Origin of the sequence: Nostoc linckia z4, assembly GCF_002608075.1 — a bacterium.
Lineage (GTDB): Bacteria > Cyanobacteriota > Cyanobacteriia > Cyanobacteriales > Nostocaceae > Nostoc > Nostoc linckia.
Map to the genome: position 1 here is coordinate 97,876 of NZ_LAHA01000001.1, position 21,772 is coordinate 119,647.

The 21,772-nt window shown below is 40.3% G+C and carries 17 protein-coding genes and 1 tRNA gene; 8 read left to right on the forward strand and 10 right to left on the reverse strand.

Annotated features, from left to right (window positions below):
* The first annotated feature begins 34 nt into the window (after positions 1 to 34).
* From VF06_RS00385 to VF06_RS00400, 4 genes are all read left to right on the forward strand, one after another.
* Positions 35 to 478: a lasso peptide biosynthesis B2 protein gene (locus tag VF06_RS00385; RefSeq protein WP_099067604.1), complete on the forward strand. Its 444-nt coding sequence runs from the start codon at positions 35 to 37 to the stop codon at positions 476 to 478.
* 4 nt (positions 479 to 482) lie between these two features.
* Positions 483 to 2,300 (forward strand): ABC transporter ATP-binding protein, encoded by a 1,818-nt coding sequence (locus VF06_RS00390; RefSeq protein ID WP_099067605.1) that lies wholly within the window; start codon positions 483 to 485, stop codon positions 2,298 to 2,300.
* Positions 2,301 to 2,307: 7 nt separating this feature from the next.
* Positions 2,308 to 3,543: a nucleotidyltransferase domain-containing protein gene (locus VF06_RS00395; RefSeq protein WP_099067606.1), complete on the forward strand. Its 1,236-nt coding sequence runs from the start codon at positions 2,308 to 2,310 to the stop codon at positions 3,541 to 3,543.
* A gap of 393 nt (positions 3,544 to 3,936) precedes the next feature.
* Positions 3,937 to 4,338 (forward strand): fasciclin domain-containing protein, encoded by a 402-nt coding sequence (locus tag VF06_RS00400; protein ID WP_099067607.1) that lies wholly within the window; start codon positions 3,937 to 3,939, stop codon positions 4,336 to 4,338.
* 151 nt (positions 4,339 to 4,489) lie between these two features.
* On the opposite strand, the gene sfsA is transcribed toward VF06_RS00400, so the two are convergent.
* Positions 4,490 to 5,215, reverse strand: coding sequence for a DNA/RNA nuclease SfsA (sfsA, locus tag VF06_RS00405; RefSeq protein WP_099067608.1), 726 nt, complete (start codon positions 5,213 to 5,215; stop codon positions 4,490 to 4,492).
* 459 nt (positions 5,216 to 5,674) lie between these two features.
* On the opposite strand from sfsA, the gene VF06_RS00410 reads away from it, so the two are divergent.
* Positions 5,675 to 6,343 (forward strand): 2OG-Fe dioxygenase family protein, encoded by a 669-nt coding sequence (locus tag VF06_RS00410; protein ID WP_099067609.1) that lies wholly within the window; start codon positions 5,675 to 5,677, stop codon positions 6,341 to 6,343.
* Positions 6,344 to 6,642: 299 nt separating this feature from the next.
* Positions 6,643 to 8,010 carry a cytochrome P450 gene (locus tag VF06_RS00420; protein ID WP_099067611.1) on the forward strand — a complete coding sequence of 456 codons (1,368 nt, stop codon included), beginning with the start codon at positions 6,643 to 6,645 and terminating at the stop codon, positions 8,008 to 8,010.
* A gap of 541 nt (positions 8,011 to 8,551) precedes the next feature.
* Here the strand turns inward: VF06_RS00420 and VF06_RS00430 are convergent.
* The gene (locus VF06_RS00430; protein ID WP_099067612.1) at positions 8,552 to 9,226 is read right to left on the reverse strand and encodes an HAD family hydrolase; all 675 of its coding nucleotides are present in this window, start codon (positions 9,224 to 9,226) and stop codon (positions 8,552 to 8,554) included.
* A 314-nt stretch (positions 9,227 to 9,540) separates the two neighbouring features.
* On the opposite strand from VF06_RS00430, the gene VF06_RS00435 reads away from it, so the two are divergent.
* Positions 9,541 to 10,155, forward strand: a complete 615-nt coding sequence (locus tag VF06_RS00435; protein WP_099067613.1) for a Uma2 family endonuclease — start codon at positions 9,541 to 9,543, stop codon at positions 10,153 to 10,155.
* Between the two features lie 21 nt (positions 10,156 to 10,176).
* On the opposite strand, the gene VF06_RS38785 is transcribed toward VF06_RS00435, so the two are convergent.
* The 6 genes from VF06_RS38785 to VF06_RS00465 form a co-directional block, all read right to left on the reverse strand.
* Positions 10,177 to 10,356: a hypothetical protein gene (locus VF06_RS38785; RefSeq protein WP_143861638.1), complete on the reverse strand. Its 180-nt coding sequence runs from the start codon at positions 10,354 to 10,356 to the stop codon at positions 10,177 to 10,179.
* A 174-nt stretch (positions 10,357 to 10,530) separates the two neighbouring features.
* Positions 10,531 to 15,477 carry a WD40 domain-containing protein gene (locus tag VF06_RS00445; protein WP_099067615.1) on the reverse strand — a complete coding sequence of 1,649 codons (4,947 nt, stop codon included), beginning with the start codon at positions 15,475 to 15,477 and terminating at the stop codon, positions 10,531 to 10,533.
* On the reverse strand, positions 15,474 to 16,778 hold the full coding sequence (locus VF06_RS00450) for a P-loop NTPase fold protein (protein WP_099067616.1): 1,305 nt from the start codon (positions 16,776 to 16,778) through the stop codon (positions 15,474 to 15,476). Before VF06_RS00450 ends, VF06_RS00445 begins: the two co-directional genes overlap by 4 nt.
* A gap of 305 nt (positions 16,779 to 17,083) precedes the next feature.
* Positions 17,084 to 17,374, reverse strand: coding sequence for a nucleotidyltransferase family protein (locus VF06_RS00455; protein WP_099067617.1), 291 nt, complete (start codon positions 17,372 to 17,374; stop codon positions 17,084 to 17,086).
* A gap of 211 nt (positions 17,375 to 17,585) precedes the next feature.
* On the reverse strand, positions 17,586 to 19,013 hold the full coding sequence (locus tag VF06_RS00460; protein WP_099067618.1) for a lysophospholipid acyltransferase family protein: 1,428 nt from the start codon (positions 19,011 to 19,013) through the stop codon (positions 17,586 to 17,588).
* A gap of 300 nt (positions 19,014 to 19,313) precedes the next feature.
* A tRNA-Ala gene (locus VF06_RS00465) sits at positions 19,314 to 19,386 on the reverse strand.
* 71 nt (positions 19,387 to 19,457) lie between these two features.
* Here VF06_RS00465 and trhO point away from each other — a divergent pair.
* Positions 19,458 to 20,387, forward strand: coding sequence for an oxygen-dependent tRNA uridine(34) hydroxylase TrhO (gene trhO / locus VF06_RS00470; protein ID WP_099067619.1), 930 nt, complete (start codon positions 19,458 to 19,460; stop codon positions 20,385 to 20,387).
* 77 nt (positions 20,388 to 20,464) lie between these two features.
* On the opposite strand, the gene VF06_RS00475 is transcribed toward trhO, so the two are convergent.
* Entirely contained in the window at positions 20,465 to 20,734 is a 270-nt protein-coding gene (locus tag VF06_RS00475; protein WP_099067620.1) for a hypothetical protein, read from the reverse strand.
* 516 nt (positions 20,735 to 21,250) lie between these two features.
* Positions 21,251 to 21,763 carry an outer membrane beta-barrel protein gene (locus tag VF06_RS00480; RefSeq protein ID WP_099067621.1) on the reverse strand — a complete coding sequence of 171 codons (513 nt, stop codon included), beginning with the start codon at positions 21,761 to 21,763 and terminating at the stop codon, positions 21,251 to 21,253.
* Positions 21,764 to 21,772 lie beyond the last annotated feature (9 nt).

The following is a 21,772-nucleotide window of genomic DNA, read 5'->3' on the forward strand; positions in this document are numbered from 1 at the left end:
TTTCAATAAAAAATCATCAAATATTTAAGTAAAAATGAAGCATTTATCTAAGTTCCTCAAATTAGATTATCAAAAAAAACTACTTTTAATTAACACTTTTATTGTATTGACATTAGTTAGATTAGGTTTGTGGTTGCTGTCATTTAAAACCTTGCATCAACTTCTATTAAGGCTAAGTAACACCAAACCTAAATGCCAAGAAAAATACCACGTCTCTATTGACAAAATCATCTGGGCTGTTGAAGTGAGCAGTCATTATATGCCTGGTGTCAAGTGTCTGGCGCGTGCCTTGACTTGCCAGTTTTTCATGAGTCGCCACGGTTATACATCTAATCTCTGCATTGGTGTTGCCAAAGATATACAAGGAGAATTAAAGGCTCATGCGTGGTTAGAAAATCAGGGACAGGTTGTAATTGGCGATGTTGCAGACCTTTCTCATTTTAGCCAACTGGCATCTTTTACAAAAGAGCATATTTAAAAATATGAAAGCAGGCAAAACTTTAAGATATAAAATCCAGCACAGCTTACGCATTCTGCCTGCGTTGCGCCTAGTTTGGAATAGTAGTCCTCGTTTGACTATTGCTTTGGTTGCACTTTTGGTTATTCAAGGTTTATTGCCTCTACTCTCTCTTTACCTCACCAAACTGATCGTAGATACAATAGCCGCCAGTGTTAATGTTGCCGACAAAGGAGCCGCCTTTAATCAAGTATTACTTTTGCTTGGCTTCTTTGTTGCTATCACCCTGGTAACTAACCTGTGTTCTTCCCTGACGGAACTGGTGTATGCCGCCCAATCTCAGCAACTAACTGACTACATGCAAAACGTCCTCCATGCCAAATCAATTGAAGTAGACCTGGAGTATTACGAAAACTCTGAATATTATGATGCCTTGCAGCGAGCGCAAAAAGAAGCTCCTTCTCGACCGGGGCAAATCCTACATCGTTTGGCGTGGTTATGTTTGAGTAGTATCTCTTTGGTGGCGATGCTGGGGTTGCTACTGTCATTGCATTGGGCAATAGGAGTTATCTTATTTGTTGCCGCGATTCCGGCCTTGGTAGTGCGGGTGAGATACTCCGGCATCATGTATCATTGGCAGCGCCGAAAGACAGCCCAGGAACGCCAAGCAGGGTACTTAAGTCGGATACTGACTACAGAACAACACGCTAAAGAAATTCGCTTGTTTGATTTGGGTTCTTTCTTTAGTGAGTGGTATATGCGTGTGCGATCGCAACTATACCAAGAAAACATAGCCATGATTAAAAGACAATCTGTGGCTAATCTTGGCGCTCAAGCAACGGCGACAACTTTAGTTTTTGCTGCCTATGGTTTCATTATTTATCAAACTATGCAAGGCACTATCCGTTTTGGCGATTTAGTCCTCTATTACCAAGCATTACAACGGGGACAAAACGACCTAAAAAGTCTCTTGGGTGGTCTGTCTGGTTTATATGAAGACAACCTATTTCTCGTCAACTTATATGAATTTCTAGATTTGAAACCAAAGGTTGTAGAACCATCATATCCAAAACCATTTCCCATACCAATGCAACATGGCATTGTATTTGATCGCGTCAGCTTTCAATATGCAAATACAAAGCGTCAGGCACTCCAGGATATTAATTTGACTATTCGCCCAGGAAAAGTTGTCGCGTTGGTAGGAGAAAACGGCTCCGGTAAGACTACTTTAATTAAGCTTTTGTGTCGCTTATACGATCCCACTTTTGGAAGTATTACCATTGATGGCATAGATTTACGCCAATTTCAAATTGCTACCCTCCGCAGTCAAATTAGCGTGATTTTTCAAGATTATACAAAATATCATCTAACTGCTAAAGAAAACATTTCGATAGCAAATATTAATCTGTCATTTGCCCAGGACAAAATCATCGCTGCTGCCCGTCGTTCCGGTGCTGATGATGTCATCAGTAAACTACCTCAAGGTTACGACACCATACTAGGTAAATTGTTTGAACAAGGAGAAGAATTGAGCATCGGTCAATGGCAAAAAATTGCTTTAGCCAGAGCATTTTTGCGAGATTCACAGTTAATTGTGTTGGATGAACCAACTAGTGCTTTAGACCCGAAAGCCGAAGAAGAGGTGTTTCATAATTTCCGCCAACTTATTAAAAATCAAGCTGCTATCCTCATTAGCCATCGCTTATCAACTGTCAAAATGGCTGACTGTATCTACGTAATGGCAAACGGTTCAATCATGGAAAGTGGCACCCATGAGGAACTGATAAATCTGGGTGGTAGCTATGCAGACTTGTTTGAAACGCAAGCCCAACACTATAAGTAAGTAATTTATGATTACCTTAAACCAGCCTATTATTCAATTACCAATAAAGGTTAAACGTCCAGAAATTGAGCTACTTCTGTGTTGTACCCGAACTCACATAGACTCCGAAACCGCAGAGCGAATTAAAACTTTACTCCAGCAAAACATAGACTGGACATTGCTCATAGAAATAGCAACATATCATGGAACAATACCACTTTTATACCAAAGTTTCAATAACATTGGAAAAGAAGCTATTCCCGAAACAGTCTTAACTCAGCTTCGGAATCGCTACCATGCTAATGCTAGCCGCAACTTATTTTTGAGTCATGAGTTGCTTAAAATCGTTAAAGTTTTTGAAGCTCACAAAATTAGGGCAATTCCTTTTAAAGGGCTTGTTTTAGCTATTTCTATTTATGGCAATTTAGCCATGAGACAGTTTAGCGACCTAGATATTTTGGTGAAACAAGAAGATATAGCCAAAGCTCAAGAATTATTGATTGCTCAGAAATATCAATTAGAAGCTGATTACTATGGTTGGCAACAAACTTTTGTCCATAGCCAGAAACCAGAAATAGTAGTGGATCTTCACTGTGAACTGACTCCCTTATCTTACTTTCCTTTTAAACTCCCCGACTTTGAAACTTTGTGGCAACGAAGCAGGTCTTTATCTCTCAATGGTGAATCTATCGTCGATTTATCTTTTGATGATTTGTTGATTATTCTCACTGTACAAGTTGCCAGAGGAGTTAATGAAGGTAGAGAATCTTTAGCTCAAATTTGCGATTTAGCTGAATTATTGCGTATTCAACAGACATCAGATTGGGAAGAATTATTGCACAAAGTAAATAGTCTGGAACTTAAAAGACCATTCTTTATTAGTCTGTTAATAGTTAATACTCTCCTGAATACGCCTTTACCAGACCAACTTAACCAGGCTATTCAACAACAGATCCAAATCGATCCAACAATTGTAATTTATGCTGTACGAATGCAGAAACAGCTTTTTACTCAAGTTAAAACTCCACGGTTGATTAAACTTTTTTTTCAACACTTGATGATCGATGGGCCACTTAGCAGAATGCCAGTTCGTGTTTATCTAGTGTGGCAATTTTTGAGTTTTACAACCAGGCTGGCGATCGCTAATTCTAATCAAGCAGACAGAGAAGTTTTCCCATTGCCATCTGGTCTTTCTTTCCTATACTACTTAATTCGACCAATACGCTTGGTAAGTAGATACATAACTAATAGTACATATAGGTAAACTACCAGAGCAAACGCATCTAAATATTAGACCTCTTGCAAAAGTAACTTTTGCAAGAGGCGGGAAAAGGGGAAAGGTTTTTTTATTCCTTTTCCCTTTCCCCCTTACCCTTTTCCCTACTTCTGCAAGAAGTCTATTGAAATACGAGAACCATAAAAGCGATCGCTTCTACCGTTGTATAAAAAACAAGCGATGCCTGCGGCGGTAAACTACGCATCTAAGAGTACTTGTAATTCAACCGCTTAGATCGTAGGTAATTAATTTTCTTGGTATAAAAATATAAAATCTTAGGGTAACAAAAAAATATTTTATTAACATATGTCTAATGAGACATAGCTTTTATTGAAGAATAGTTTAGATTTGTAACAGGTTACACAGAACTAGGTAAAACACATGGCTAACATCATCGACACCGCTGTTAATGCTGGTTCTTTCAACACCTTAATTGCAGCGCTTGAAGCAGCTAATCTAGAAGATACCTTGAAAGGTGCTGGCCCATTCACAGTATTTGCACCCACAGATGAAGCGTTTAATAAGCTTCCAGCAGGTACAGTAGACGCTTTACTTAAAGACATTCCCAAGCTCAAGAAGATTTTGACCTATCATGTTGTCTCAGGTAAAGTACTGGCTGCTGATGTGGTGAAACTGAAAACAGCTAAAACAGTTGAAGGTTCAGATGTAAAAATTGATGCTTCTAATGGCGTCAAGATAAATGATGCGAAAGTTGCAACCCCGGATGTTGCTGCTGATAACGGTGTTATCCACGTCATCGATAAAGTTTTGATTCCTGCATAAGCAAGCATCAAAATAGCATTTGCTATTTCTGAGGGGGTGACTATCTATAGTCCCTTCTCCCTAAGTGTTTGAACGTTTTTTAGTAAACACCAGCTACGAATAAATCCATCTAGATACTGTCTAGATGGATTTGTTGTTTGAACGAGTGGAATCAAATTTTCAATTTTGCCAAACCCAAATAACGGATACCTTCAGGGGAAATATCAAAACGGCAAGGTAGCACTTCTAAACCAAGAGCGATCGCCTGCCGCAACAACATACTATATACTGGGTCAGTGCGATCGCCAGGTGAAAATTCAGTACAATCACCCCGATTGATAAAATAAAGCATCACCCCACGAGTTAAAGGTAACAGCGCCATTAATTCCCGCAAGTGTTTTTGTCCTCTGGTAGTTTCTGTATCTGGAAATAAAGCTAACCTTCCATCACAGAAAGTTGTATTTTTTACTTCTAAATAAATTGGCCGTTCCTCAAGACTTCCTGTTAAGAAAAAATCCACTCGACTTTTGTTATCTACTCCATAAACCACTTCAGTTTTGATGTGGTTATAATCACCCAATTCTGAAAAAAGATGTTTTACCAAAGCTAACTTTACCACCCGATTAGGCAAAAGAGTATTCACACCCACCCAAGTCGGATCGTTGTCATTGACCTGAATTAGTTCTAAAGTATAAGCCAATTTGCGCTTTGGATTATCACTTTTAGAAAGCTGTACCGCACTTAAAGGAGTCGATACTCCAGTCATCGGCCCTGTATTTGGACAATGTGCTGTCACTATCTCGCCAGAAGTCAGTTGAACGTCCACAAAAAACCGCTTGTAGCGTTTTAGCAAAATACCTGAATATAAAGGCGGGTAACGGTAAAGCCAATCACTCATCATCAAACTTTGTAGCTGCACTCAATAGAGTAGCTTGAAAATAATCTACAGAGGTGCGTTAGCCTACGGCATAACACACCCTACTGGACTACTGGACTGACACAGCTAAAATAGTGCATTAGTAAACTCTTGTGGGTGGGCATCCTGCCCGCCCGGACGGGTGAGGACACCCATCCCACAATCAAATCTATTGCAATATTTAAGGCTTGCCACGCCACCACATTTATTCACATCTACGTATGACGTTTTTTTAGGTTGAGCTACTTAATACAATGATTACATAAAATAATTCTTTCCCAGTCATCAGTCATCACTCAACAATCATTCTGATACCATACATTGTCAATTTTTGTAGTCAAATTTACGACAGTTTAATAAAAAGTAGCATATACTAAGTGTCATAACCCTCCCAGTAAACAACAATTCGGGAGAAATTCAACGTGCAAGGAGGTAAATCCTATGCAAAAAATATGGACATCAAGGGAATTAGAATATGCTTTTCTGTTTACTTTCAGAAAAGTAAATTCAATTAATGTAGAAGGTTTTAAGTCATTTTTTCAAAATCTGCCCATCGACCCTTATATTAAAGGCAACTATCGTTCCAGAAGATTATCTCGGTTCATAGTTGCTGAGGATAAATTAATCAAATTACCTCATGGCTACCTTTTCCAAAGTAAAGAATATAATCCGTTATTGGGAGACATCAAAAGAGAGTTTGCAGAATTAGAAGATGCACTAATTGAACTTGATATTTTTAGAGATCTGATTTTAGCATTTCATGATTCTTGTAAACTTCATCCAGAAGCAGAAATTGGAGTTCATCAAATCAGAACCATTTGTTCGCCTGATAATTTAGGTAACCCTGCACCTGAAGGTATCCATCAAGATGGTACTGATTTTATTGGTATTTTCTCTGTGGATCGAGAAAATATCCAAGGTGGAGAAACACATTTATATGCTGCAAAAAAACAAAAACCTGTGTTTAGCAAAGTTCTAAATCCTGGAGAACTTTTATTGGTCAATGACCATGAATTTTTCCACTTTACAAGTCCTATCAAACCAGAAATTGAAGCTCAAGGAAGTAGGGATGTGTTTGTACTAACTTCTCCTAGCTTATTAACAGAATAAATTTAATATTAAATAATTTAACTGCGTTGGTTGGACTGTAAATATTTTCCCAGTAGAGAGATATGGCAGAATTCAAAATTAAGATAGGATTTATACCTTGCTTTGAGTGAAAGCTCGTATACTTAGCTTGAATCTGTTGTATGACAATCCTAGTTAATTTGTAAAACTCGCAGTGTTGAGATACCCGATTTCTGAATGAAGTCGGGTTTCTAATTTTCATGAATAGATGGTCACGATCAATAGTCTCTAATTTTAGTTTTGCTAAGTTATTGTAAATGAAATGGATCGGAGTATTTGTCATGAAACAGCCAGCAACCCCACAAATTCCAAAAATTATACAACTGCTTCAGTGGGTTTTTAATCCTTTAAAACTCATGGAAACATCTGCAAAGGCCTATGGCGAATGTTTTTCGCTACAGCTAACTGGTAATAACCCACTTGTGTTGTTTAGTAATCCCCAAGCAATTCAAGAGATTTTTACAGCTCCACTTGAGCAGTTAGACGCTAAAGGTTCAGCACAACTTTTAAAATCTTTATTAGGTGACAACTCGTTAATATTGCTATCTGGCGCATCTCATCAACGCCAACGGCGATTATTGACCCCGCCTTTTCATGGCGATCGCATGAAAGCCTACGGTCAAATTATCACCAATATCACTCATGAAGTCATCAGTAAATGGAAAATTGGCGAACCTTTTTCTATCCGTGACTCCATGCAGGAAATCTCCTTAAAAGTAATTCTCCAAGCTGTATTTGGTCTAAATCAAGGAGAACGTTTAACAAAATTGCAAGGACTGTTGCGTTCCGTTCTGGAGTTATCCGGTTCTCCCTTGCGTGCTTCCATAACATTTTTTCCCATACTGCAAGTAGATTTGGGTAACTGGAGTCCTTGGGGGATATTTTTGCGTCAAATGCAACAAATTGACGAACTCCTCTACAGCGAAATTCAAGAACGCAGAGATCGTCCAGATGCTTCTCGTAGCGATATCCTCTCCTTGATGATGTCAGCACGCGATGTTAATGGCGAACCGATGACTGATGTCGAATTGCGCGATGAATTAATGACTTTGTTAGTCGCAGGTCACGAAACCACCGCTTCAGCTTTGACATGGGCAATTTACTGGATTCACCATTTACCACAAGTACGAGAAAAGCTGCTCACTGAGTTAGATAATGTGAATGAGAATGCTGATTGGAATGACATTTCTCGCTTACCTTATCTAACAGCGGTATGCCAAGAGACACTCCGCATTTACCCGATTGTCATGCTGACTATCCCTCGCATAGTCAAGAAACCCATAGAAATTATGGGCTATGAATTCCAGCCGGGGACATTATTAACAGGTTCTATATATTTAATGCATCACCGCGAAGATTTATATCCAGAACCAAATCAGTTTAAGCCAGAGCGATTTTTACAACGCCAGTATTCACAGTATGAATATTTACCCTTTGGTGGCGGTAATCGTACCTGTATTGGTATGGCATTTGCCATGTTTGAAATGAAATTGGTATTGGCAACAGTGCTATCACAAATGAATTTAGCATTAGTTGACAATTATCAAGTAAAACCTACCCGTCGTGGCATAACTTTAGGCCCTTCTGGCGGTAAGTGGTTAATTGCAACCAGTCAGCGACAAAAGGTGAAAACTCCTGTGGGTGTGTAATTTTAGAAGAATTCAGGAGTCAGAATTCAGAATTCAGGAGTCAGAATTCAGGAGTCAGAATTCAGGAGTCAGAATTCAGGAGTCAGGAGTCAGAATTCAGGAGTCAGAATTCAGGAGTCAGAATTCAGAATTCAGAATTCAGGAGTCAGAATTCAGAATTCAGGATTCAGGAGTCAGAATTCAGGATTCAGAATTCAGAATTCAGAATTCAGGATTCAGAATTCAGGAGTCATAATTCAGAATTAAGCAAGCAAGGGTAGTTTAACGCCGTAAGTAGAACAACTTGAAAAAACCAAACTATGTTCAGTAATGTAAAAATAATAAGATTTAGTTCGTAGTCAGGACTTTAGTCCTTTTTTGAGAATTTTAGTTCTCACTACAAACCTTTAATTATTTACCCTGTTCTACTTAGGCATCGCCTAAAATCATTCTAGAAAGTGCGATCGCTATTCTGACTCCTGACTCCTGACTTCTGACTCCTGACTCCTGACTCCTGACTCCTGACTTCTGACTCCTGACTCCTGACTCCTGACTCCTGAATTCATACTTCCAAATTTGCACCCAAGGGAGAAGAATCATACTGCTGTAGCAAATCTTCTGGGTCATCATAAATTGCCAGCGCTTGGGATAATTGTTCGTCGCTAAAGCCACCACAGCGCAAAGCAATTACACATACCCCTGCTTTGCCAGCAGATTCAATATCATAGGGCGAATCTCCTAGCATTACTACTTTACCAGGTGTCATTTGTCCTTTATTCAAAGCGGCTTGTACAATGTCTGGAGCAGGTTTAGATGCTTCGGCATCATCGGATGTAGTGACTTCTGTTAGCAAATCCTCTACTTGGGCAATTTTGAGCATAATCTCAAGTTCTTGAGAACTGGCTGAACTGGCAACAACCAAATGCAATCCCGATTTTTGCATTTTTAATATTAATTCTCTGCTACCCTTGGCAGCTGTAATTTGTGGTATGTATTTATCAAATAATAGTTGTTTGCGTAAATCGGCGATCGCTTTACCAGTTCCTTCTTCACCATTTAATTCTGGTACTACTTTGGGAATAAGTTGGTCTCCCCCCATACCCATAAGCGGTCTAACTTTTTCAAAAGGCACCTCGAAGTTATAACCTGCAAATGCTTCCACCCAGGAATTTGCATGACTATCATTACTTAAAACCAGCGTGCCATCAATATCTAAAATCACCCCTTCTAATGCCATGAAAAACCTCGCCCTTTGATTTCATAGCTGATGATGGCATGGCAAATCAGGTTATATCATCGTCCCAACAGCAGAGAAGGAGGTTAGAGAAAAAATGGCGATCGCTTATAATTATCTGCAATTGCGCTTGCCGTTCGAGACACTTGGGCGATCGCACAGCGCCTCAGACAGACCCGAACAAAGCTTGTAAAATTTGTTATATCATAACCGCCTAATCACTTATCAAAAAAAAACTCCCCACCTCCCCACCTCCCCACCTCCCCCCGTCAGTCTAAACAATAAGTCTTTAACCAGACATGATATGAGAGGTCAAGATGGTACAAACACCCGCTAGTCCAGAAACCGAAACCCTATTGATTGAGTTGCCCAAGTCCATTGGGCTGTATGTTACCCAAGAACAGTTTGCTGCTTTAGCCGCAGCCAACCGAGAATTGAGACTGGAAAGAACCGCACAAGGAGAATTAATAGTGAACCCACCAACAGGCTGGGAAACAGGAGAGCGAAATTGCAGTATTTCTGGAGAATTGTATTTGTGGTGGCGTAATGCCGGCGAACCTGGTAAGGTCTTTGATTCTTCTACAGGCTTCATTTTACCCAATGGTGCGACTCGCTCCCCCGATGCCTCTTGGGTGAGTCAAGAACGATGGCAAGCGCTGACTTCGGCACAAAAAGGAACCTTTGCTAATATCTGTCCCGATTTTGTGGTTGAGTTACGCTCTAGTTCAGATACCCTCAAATCCCTGCAAGATAAAATGAGGGAGTATATCGACAATGGCGCTAAACTTGGTTGGTTAATCGACCCACAGCAGGGACGGGTGGAAATTTATCGACTGGCTAAGGATGTGGAAGTATTGGAAAATCCTGCCCAGTTGTCAGGTGAAGCGGTGTTGCCGGGTTTTGTCTTGAATTTGCAACGGGTGTGGGATTGAAAGCATCTTGCTTGCTATGGGTTAGAGAAGAAATAGCATTGCCTGAGATAATGTGAGAGAGAGCGTAAATGCAAAGCAAGCGATCGCCAGAATTAAAAACATTACAATGTTGGTCACCAAGGTTACGATGTTGGTCATCAACGTTACAATGTTGGTCATCAACGTTACGATGTTGGTCACCAAGGTTACGATGTTGGTCATCAACGTTACGATGTTGGTCACCAAGGTTACAATGTTGGTCACCAAGGTTACAATGTTGGTCACCAAGGTTACGATGTTGGTCACCAAGGTTACGATGTTGGTTGCAAATGTTTAAATATAGCTGTTCTGAACTGGGAACACTGCGGTGTTCTTCAACCAAGAACCGCTTGGCTGTTACTTGATATTGTCGCAGAGATGGCGATCGCTCTGGCTTACATTCGGGTTATTGTGCAAATAATCATGTAACCATTCACAGCCACGCACCAGTAAGTTATCTAACTTATCTAGAGAATTTAACTGTTGCAAATCCCACAAAATCACAGTGTTATCAGCACTGCCTAATGCCAGAGTCTTGTCATTGGGTGAAAAACTGACACTTAATATTTCTTTGCTATGTCCGCTAAGAGTTCTGATGAGAGTGCCATTTACCCGCCAAAGTTTTACTGTCTTGTCATCACTGGCAGTGGCAATGGTGCGATCGTCGGATGAGAAACTTACACTTTTGACTTCATCGTTATGTCCGATTAACTGTTTATAGAAGCGAAACTCACCTCCACTGTCTTGCTTCCAAAGAATCGCCGTTTTATCATTACTCGTCGTGGCAATAATTTTGCCATCGTGTGAAAAGCTAACGCTATAAACCCAACTTTTATGCGCGTTTTCTCCGGTGAGACTTTTGTAAATTTTAAACTTTTGATTGCGATCGCGCTGCCAAAGTTTTATCGTGTTGTCATCACTTGCTGAAGCAACAAATTTACTATCTGGCGACCAAGCTACACTTCTGACCCAATCGCGATGAGCTTTGAGAACTTGGTAAGGTAGGGTTTCAAACTCACCTTTGGCATCTCGCCGCCAAATTTTCACTGTATTATCCACACCACCCGCAGCCAAAAGTTGACCGTCGGGTGAAAAACTCACATCTAATATTTTGTCGCTATCATCACTCAGGGTTTTGATGAGGCTACCGTCCAGCTTCCAGAGTTTTACAGTTTTATCTGCACTGGCAGAGGCAATGATTTTACGATCGGGGGAGAAAGCGACACTATTAACTTGATCTTTATGCCCCTCAAGAGTTCTGAACAAGGTACCATCATCAGATTTCCAAAGTTTCACGGTTTTGTCATAACTAGCAGAAGCAATTATTTTGCCATCTGGTGAGAAACTCACCTTATTAACCCGATCGTCATGAGAATTGAGGGTACTTAGCACACCACTTCCTAGCCGACCACCTTTCATGGTACTGTCAGCGCAAATGGACGCATTGCGATCGCCCTTGTGTAACAAACTTCCAGCATCAAGCTGCCAAATTTTTATCGTACTGTCAGCACTGGCGGTGACAAGAACTTTACAGTCAGGCGAGAAACGTGCAGCATAAACCCCATTTGTATGTCCTGAGAGAGTTGTCAGTAATGTACCTTCAAGCTTGCCATCAGATTTTTTGTCAAGCTTCCAAAGCTTCACTGTTTTGTCTTGGCTAGCTGAGGCAATTATCTTGCCATCGGGACTAAAACTTACATTCATAACCCTCTCTCTATGCCCTTTAAAAACTTCTAGGACTTTGCCGTCTAGGTTCCAAACTTTTACGAAGTTGTCCCGCCCAGCAGTGGCAATTATCTTACCATCCGGCGACCAAGCTACAGCCCAAACAAAGTCCTCATGCTTATCTTTAAAAGGTTTGAGGAGTTTACCGTTGGGTCTCCACAATTTTACTTTCCTGTCCCGGCCACCCGTGGCAATGATCTGACCATCAGGTGAGAAAGCAACGCTAGTAACTCCATCTTCATATCCTGTAAATGTTCTTATTCCATAGCCGTTAGGTTTCCAAAGTTTCACAGTTTTGTCCCGACTAGCTGTAGCAAACATCTCGCCATCCGGAGAAAAACTTATTCCATAAACTCCATTGCTATTTTTGCTATTGTGAGCTTTGAACTTTTTGAACTCTTTGAATTGAGTACTTTCACGCTTCCAAAGTATCACGGTACCATCGAAATCGCCTGAAGCAATCATCTGACCGTCAGGTGAAAAATTAACGCTCAAGACTTTATCTTTATGTCCTTCAAGAGTTTGTATTAATCTACCTTCACGATTCCATAGTTTTACCGTGTGGTCAAAACTAGCTGAGGCAATTATTTCACCGTCAGGTGACAAATTCATGCCCCAAATTAGACCTTTATGGTCTTCTAAACGATTGCGCTCTACTAACCAGTAAACTGGTTGTTGTAGTGCTGTTACAACTTGTGTAGCAATGTATTCTTTATCCTGACTTTGTATAAAAGGTAATTGTTTTAGCAATATTCCCGCCTTGATGCCTTCTTTGAGAGCATCAAACCTTTGACCTGAGGCAAAAAGAGCTTCTGAAGTTTTACTAATGGCTATTATTCGGTTGTTTTCTACTTCTCGTTTTTGAGATTCTGCTTGCGCCCAAAATCTTCCTGATAGAACTGCCAGAATTGTCATCATAGCAACTCCAGCGATCGCCCAGTTGCGTTGCTGTTTAAGAACGCGATTTAGCTGTGCTTCAGCCTGTTGTCGTTTTTTCTTTTCCTTTTTCCGTTCTTCTAACTCTCTTGCTTGTTGTGAATGCCTAATAAAAGATACTAAATAATCATGAACTAATTGATATCGATCGGCAGGGTCTTCAGGAATATTTAACACCAACCCCGAACCAACTAAAATTTCTAAGACTAAATTTAGTTGTTGTTCATTTGAGACAATATCTGCTGTTTTTAAATCTTCTGCTAAATTGTCAGCAGTTTTCAGGGGACGAGTGCGATTTTCGTCTGTGAGTAAATATAAAACTACTCTGGCACAACGTTCATTTTCAAAACCACAGTCTTGAATAACTTCTTCTAAAAATCCCTCTACCAACTTTTCTTTTGTGCCTGCCTGAAGATATTTTTCTAAAGTTGTAATTTTATGTGTTTGGAGTTGCGCTCCTACAATTTGCAATTCAATCGGGCGTACTTCTCCCTGGTCTGATAAATCTTCCAGTAATTTATCAATTAACACAGGTTCTAAATAAAAGTTGGTTTGCTTAGTTAAACTCTGGACAACAGCTTTGGCATCTTCCGAAGATAAATTTTTTAATTCATAACGAATATACTTATCTAGAATATTATTATTAATTGCTGTAAAATTAAATAAGCGATCGCATTCTAATAAATAATGTAAATAATCTTCTCTCAAACAAAGAATCACCTTCACAAAAGGAATATCTAAGCAAAAGTGCAAAAAATTATAAAATGGCTGCCTTTTACTTTTATCTGTGTAAACAAAGAAAAATTCTTCAACCTGATCGAAAATCAAAACTGTTAACAGATTACGCTCGGCATTTTTATGTAAATTTTCACATATAGATTCTATGGAAATACTAGACGTACCATTATTGGCTAAACGTTTTCCTAATATCCCCATCCAATCTGTATAGACTCTGACGATAATAGGTAATACGTCACGAGCATCAATTGATTGCAGTTGCAGAGCAGGTATTAAACCGCCGATTAAAATCGAACTTTTACCTACACCGGAATGACCATGAAATACAGTTAATTTATGGTCATTACGGCTCATTCTTTCTCGTAATCTATCCACATCTTTTTGACGGCCAGAAACAGCAATTTCTTGGGCAACTTTTACTGAATTTTCTATTTGCACTAATGCCGGATTAATTACCTCATACTGAGGATTTAAATAAGCTGCTCCAATGAAAGCGCGAAAACCATATTGATGTTCAATTTGAATTTGTTCTTGCTTAATCTGAAAAGCTTCAAGATATTGACGTTGATGATAATAAATTTCTCGTAAATTTTTTAATATGGAAATATAAAGCTCTGGATCGTATTGAGGTTTAGTTTTTTGTTTGGCAGTTTTTAGAGTAATTAAAGCATCTTGTATCTTCTTAAGCTGTTGTTGCGCTCTAGCTAGTGCAAATAAATACCAACCCTGATGAGAATATAAGACTAATTCTAAATTAGCATTGGCTTCAGTAGATTGATTAGCAGCTACAATAGAAAGAGCTTGTTCCGCAGCTTGTTTGGCTTTATTCCAATCAGATTTAGCCAGTGCTACCTCAGAAATAAATCCGTAAGCTCTCGCTTCTCTAAACCAATCAGGATAAGTTTGATATAGCTTTAAAGCTTTTTGTGCAACCTTTTCTAACTCATCCCATAGTTCGAGTTTTTGCAGTACTTCTCCTAGAGCATTGATAAATTTTGCGATTAAGTCGGGACAATTTGCTTGTTCAAATACCTCCAGACATTTTTGATAATAATCTTTAGCTTGTAAGCAAGCAGATTGCTCTTGTGTTAAGTGTTGCACTGCATAAGTACGCCACCATAACCCCAAATTGTACAGTACACATCCTTGCTGCTCTAGTTTAGAAATCTGCTGCCAAAGTGTTAAACTGCGTTCATAATGCTGGCGTGACTGTTCCATCGAAACCGCATCTCGACCGAGAACAAATTCTAAACTAGCTTCTAGTTCTGCGTCTAACTTCACACCGCGTTTTTGCAGTTCGGTTTGTGCTAATTCCAGTTCCACGCGCTGCGGCGAACCAATTGCGAGATTGAGTGCAGAATTATCAAGAAATTTTCCTGCACCAGCATCCATAACTTGCTCAAAAACTGACTCAGCAGTTTGTTTGATTAATTTAACTAAATCAATAGTAGCGATCGCAGTGGGAATTATTGTTGCCCAATTCTCGAAATCTGTTGCTAATCTTATCAACTTTTGTAGAACTTGGTCATTAACCAATAAAATCACCGGGAACGGTAAATTTTTTCTAAACTCCTCTCGTACTTGGTTAGCTGAAGTTAAAACTGTATCAATATCTTTAACCGATTCCAAACCAAAAACCATTAACGCTGGTGGCTGTTCATCTGCGAGTTCTTCACCTATACAGGTGTAAAGAGTTTTCACTGACGTAGGTAAGGTGATTTCACGAATTTTAACAGGAGATAGTTCCTGTAGACGTTGTACTATATCCTGACGTAAAACTGCATAATTACAACGCAATAAAATCAGCAAAAATTCTCCTTGAGAAAGGGTAATTGCTCGCACCAGAGTTTGCAATGAACGTTCATTTTCAACGTTCAAATATTCTGGCTCGTTTTGATTACTCATAACCTGAATTCCTTAGTTTCAGTCAAAATCGGATTGATATCAAACCACGAACCATCCTCATTTCGGTATTCAAATACAAACATATTGCGAAGCAAAAGTTCGTATCTTTCATGACCTCTTAAGCTTTTTTCTTGTGCTACTTCCCGCAATAGTTCCCATTCATCAGCTGTAATTGCCAAAGTTAACTCGTTGCAACGTTGTTTAATGACTCTATTCAGGCACTCTTGTGATATTGGTGGGTCTTCTTGTTGAAGACAGCAAAATAATAACTTCAACAAATTTCGTAAATGACCACCGCTAACTAAACACAGTCTTTCTAAAGTTTTAGGACTATCAAAAACTTCGGTAATTAAATGCTGGCTTTGTTCCCAACTGACACCAGGAAAAGCCCTCGCCATCACCATTTGTTGCAGTAGCGTAATTCCTTGTGAAAATTGCGAACCATCCTGTAGTTGTACGGGAACCATCGGCAAAACCTTGGGGTCTAAGCCGAAGCGATTTGTTAATCTGCCTAAAGCATTGGAAAAAATCAACACCAAGGGAATTGTATAAACAACGTGACAACTAAGTTTATTTAATTGTTCGCCCCGTTCTACAAATAAATATTCTGGTTGATAATAACCAGAAGGCTTCCAAGAATTATAAACTCGGTCGAGGTTATCGACAATTACCACGAGTCCTTTTTTACCTTGCTGCTTGAGTTTTTCTCTGGCAGGCTTGAGCAATTCTTTGTTAAGTGATTCTAAAATACCATTGGTGCGCGGTTCTAAATATTGTCGCAACTGGCCGCGAAGCTTGGGACTATCTTTCGTTTTGGCGGTGATTTTGGCAATACCCACAGACAATTCAGCCTCAACGCCAATATCTAAAGGTGTTTGCAAAAATTCTGAAATTTCCTGAAACAGATTTTTAAAATATCCTGGCTTCAGATTAATTTTGATTGCTTCCAGACTTTGACTGACTTCACGAGCTACTGCCAGTAAAATATCTGTAACATCAATATCAGCCATATCCAGGCTTTGGCTAGACTCAAAATAAACTGTATGAAAACCTTGGTGTTCTAACTCTGCTTTCAGACGCAATAATTCAGTAGACTTGCCACAACCGATATGTCCAGTAAATAATTGACAGGTGGGTTCTTCCGGCGAAAGCCTGGTGATAGTCCGCCCCAGTTCCTCAATAATCCTGGCACCACGCACTTTAGAAAAATCAATATAATACTGCCTATCTTCCGGTTTACTCACAACCAGAGTCTTACTAGGGTTGCAAGCCTGAAAAAACCTGATTAAATCTAGTTTCATCCCAAATCACCCGATATCAGCTTGATATTTTTGCCCATCCCAGTGATTATACAGAGGGCAAAGCCACGATTTCGGATAATTGCCTTGAGAATTTCCAATCAAAATAGTACATTAATAAACTCTTGTGGGATGGGCGTCTCGCCCGTCCGGTGCGGGCAAGATGCCCACACCACAAAAGCTAAATTTTATGCACCATTTTAGCCTTGCCACGCCACTACAAATACTTAGATTTTTCACCAAATCAAATATGATTCTTATATCTCATAGAGTAATTATGAATTCTGACTTCTGACTTCTGACTTCTGTTATAAAACCACAGCTTCTTTTAACACTTTTTGTTTAATACATTCATGTAGAGTTTTGGGTTCAGTCACATCTACTTTGCGTCCTAGCAACTCTTCCAATGATTGCATCAAAGCAATTTGATCTAATAAAGTTCGTTGCGGTTCCAGTTCTACTAGAAAATCTACATCACTATCTGGTGTTGCTTCACCCCTAGCAACTGAACCAAACACTCGCACATTATATGCTCCATACTTGGTAGCAATTGTCAGAATTTCTTCACGATTAGCTTTAAGTATTTCATCAATTCCCATAACCTATCACCTAAAATAACAGGACTTACGCAAAAATAACGTAATTGGGTCATTACGAGCGATAGCGTACTCCTACCCAGAAGTAAGCTACGCACAGCGTCTCGTAGAGAAGTAATCCACCCTGACGCTGGGATTGCTTCCCTACACTCCGTTTCGGTCGCAATGACAATATCGGCGTTGCGTAAGTCCTAAATAATTCTGCATAAGTTAATCAATTAATCATTTTCTCTAAAGCGATTTGCAAATCTTTAGTTAATTCGCTTGCAGCTTGCCTAGATGCGTGGCGTAGTTTACCACTGTAGGCATCGCCCTGAGCTTTCTCCCAACGTTCGCTAACTGAAATTGGCTCTCCCACGGTAATTTTTGCTCGTCGTAAACCTAAACTTGGTCGCCCTGGAAGTGTGGTATCTTTAATGCGAGAAAGCATATCAAAAATCAGCAAAGTTGTTTCCGCAAACTTTTCTGCTGTGGGTTTTTCTTGAATATAATTTGCGGTGACTGCAACGAAACTTTCCACTATCCGCATGTGCCGCATTCGCAAGTCTGCTTCTTGGGCAATCCAATCTGCCAAACCGCGTTTTAGGGGTGGTAAATTATTAATATCTGGTAAATCTTCGCGGTAAATATAATTCCACCCAGCTTCTTCCAAGCGGCGACAACGGTCAATGAAATTTCCCTGTGCTTGAACTCCAAAATATTCCTCGGTAACTGCTAAAGACTTATCTAGTAGGCGATGCAGTCTATTAATTAATACCTGATTTTGACTTTCAGATTCTTCATCATTGCAGACAGTTTTCGGAATATCTTGATGATAGAAACGACGGTAAAATTCCTCCATTTCTGTAATCAGATATTCACCCAAACGATAGATGCGTTGATAGTAAATTTCTGGGTCATGGTCTGGAGTACTTGCCATTACAGGTAAGCCACTATCAGCTTCTAATTTACTTAATAGCCAATTGAGTTTTGTCCAAGGTGGCTTGTCATAGGAATATTGAATGGCAACGGGCACAATTAAAACTGTTTCAGAACGGTTGGCTTTTTGCAAATCTTCTACACACCAAAACCCCATTTGGGAAACACCGGGTTCTAGCGGACTAACAATGCCACTATGACCATTAGTACCGCCTTCCGGTGCCACTGCGATCGGTAGTTTGCCATTAGCAAATAACTCCCGCGCTGTTTGAATAGCTTGGCGGTCTAACCGCCTACCGCGACGCACCGGCACACCCCCCACCTGTGAAAACAACCATCCGAGCCAGTTTCCAGCCCAAATTGTCATCCCCCGGTCATAAAGAAAATAGCTGTGAACCGGGTCTTGTAGCTGGATATTTTTCTGGCGCGCCACCTTTGGCACAATTCGAGAAAGCAAATACAACATACAGAGGGGATCTTCCACCTCTGGGTGGCGAAATGCCAACAAAAAGCGAATCTTCCCCTCCTGGAATTGTTGATAAAGTTTAGCCAAGACCTCAACATTCTCAGCTTCAATTTTGACAATCCCAGCTGGTAACCAAGGTCGAGTGCGGAATCGCAGCACTATTGGCAGTAACCATCGAAAAATGTAGAGTATCGACGGGTTAAATTGTTGGGGAATAAATTTCAGTGGTGGTTGAGTAGACTGAATCGATTTAGGCAAGTCGCTTTCTTTGATTGTATTTTGAGGAATTGTACAATATCCAAGTTAACAGCGATTTGATAGCAATCCTGTGCCCGTTATGAAAATTACTATTTAGGGACTTGGAAGTAAAAAATATTTTATAGAAGACTGTTGACTGTTGACTGTTAACCGTCAACGCATGAACTGGAATGATTTATTTTTTGGAGTTCCCTTAAACAGCGATCGCGGATTTACCAATTTCAAATATAATCATACCTGCGTTGGTAGTGAAACGATAATGTTTAACAACCTTGGAAGTTTTCAACTCTCAAATAATAATGGAGGTTAGCGGACTCGAACCGCTGACATCCTGCTTGCAAAGCAGGCGCTCTACCAACTGAGCTAAACCCCCGTAAAATTAAAATAGCAGGTAACTTTGTTTGCCTTCGTTATTGTAACTCATATTGTGTAATTACTAAAGGGATGAAGCCAGAAAATATTCAGGTGGTGGCAACACTATATAAATTCGTCAAACTGCCAGATTTCGCCGAGAAACGAGAGCCTTTGCTGTCCTACTGTCAAGGGCAAGGTATTAAAGGAACAATTTTGCTGGCAGAAGAAGGAATTAACGGTACAATAGCAGGTTCGCGTCAGGCGATCGATTCTGTTCTGTGGTTTTTGCGTTCCGATCCTCGTCTAGCTGACCTAGAACACAAAGAATCTTATACCGAAACACCACCTTTTGAGCGGATGAAGGTGCGGTTAAAGCAAGAAATCGTCACTTTAGGGTTACCGGAAATTGACCCCAACGAACAAGTAGGCACTTATGTCACTCCCGAAGAATGGAATAATTTAATTTCTGACCCAGAAGTAACTGTAATTGACACCCGCAACGATTACGAAGTAAATATCGGGACTTTCCAAGGAGCAGAAAATCCGCAAACCGCCTCATTTCGGGAATTCCCTGATTATGTACGCCAACACCTAGACCCAACAAAACACAAAAAAGTCGCTCTGTTTTGTACGGGTGGTATTCGCTGTGAAAAAGCCTCATCCTTTATGCTTGCCCAAGGTTTTGCAGAAGTTTATCACCTCAAAGGCGGCATTCTCAAATATTTGGAAGAAATTCCAGCCCAAGCAAGTTTATGGCAAGGGGAATGTTTTGTTTTTGACGAAAGGGTAGCCGTCAGTCATGGCTTGGAATCAGGAAGTTATGAATTATGCCTATCTTGCGGGCGTCCCATTTCTGAAGAAGATAAATTATCTCCCAAATACGAGCCAGGTATTTCCTGTGCCCATTGTTTTGATAGCCTAACCGACGAAAAAAGAGCGCGCCAGCAGGAAAAATGGCGACACTACCAAAGCCAAATTGCTAATAAAAAGAAGTTGGGCATTGAGAGTGTTGACGGTTGACGGTTGACTGAGGATTTATTCTCCTTGTCTCCCTTGTCTCCCTTGCCTCCCTTGCCTCCCTTGCTCCCCCTGCTCCCTCATCCCCCCACTCTCCCCACTCTCCCCTCTAAACCTTGGGGTATCCTCAACCGGGCATAATCACCGCTCAGTTGTACCTTTGAAGGTGGTTTGTGTAGGAGTACACAGCATCTATGAACTGCGGCTTGGTACTCTCGCCATTGCTGACGAATTGCTTTACTGGCAGCATCATTACCTAAGTCGCAAAATTTTAGCCCTGCCCGAATTAGCCAAACTTCGACATCTGTTGTTTCACCCACTATTTCGGGAGTGGGATTAATCTTGTCCATGAGTAATTTCTAATACAAGCATATAAAATTCCTAACTTTACTCTAAGAGAAACTATTAACAATAGCCAATAGCATTTTTTTTCAAAATCATAAATAAAAATGATTACAGTAATTTTCAGTTAGGGACTTCCAAGTAAAAAAATATTCTACAGAAGACTGTTAACTGTTGACTGTTGACCGTTGACAGTCAGCAGTCAACGCTTCGACTCCGCTCAGCCTTGACCCTGAGCGGAGTCGAAGCATAGCGGCGACCATAGGAGAAGGGTCAACGAACCCAAGCGGAATAATTTATTTTTTGGAGTTACCTTAAATAAACGACGTTGTAGAGGCGTAGGCTTTACCTTGCCTTAGCATACGGTTGTTCGCCCCAATCAGGGATTGTGGTTCAAATAAATGAAAAGCGCTGTAATAAAAAAAATCATATCTGAGTACAAACAACTCAGATATGAAGGATGAATCGCGATCGCAGCTGTCAGATATGATTGCTAAGAAATTCCAAATCAGCTGTTACAATTCCTAGAAGCGATAACCCAATCCGGCTTGGAAGCTCACAGCATCAGCATCACTGTTTCTATAAGCGTCAATGCCCCATTTTGTATCGCCATAGGCGATGACATTGTTAGCAACTTCTGATTCCACACCAAGGGTAACTACAGGTGCATTGCGATTGCCCAATGGGCTATTTTGACCTTCGTCAGTGATGAAAGAATAACCACCACCGAAGTAAACGTTAGTATTTTTGGCGATGGGCGCATCGTAAGTAACTATAGGCATAATGGCAGCCGCATCACCACCGTAAAGCACAGAACCTCGTAGTGAAACAGGTGCATTGGGAACAGCGTAACGTCCTTGAACATTTCCACCAAGTTGTGCGCCATCGTTTCCTTGTCCGCCACTGGTTGCACCAGCCGCAATTCCAGCACCAATATAGTTAGCATTTGTACCAGCTGTTTGAGCAGAAGCAATACCACCTGAGAGGATGATAGAAGCAGCAGCAAGGACAGAAGCAGTTAATTTTGTAAGTTTCATAGAATTTCT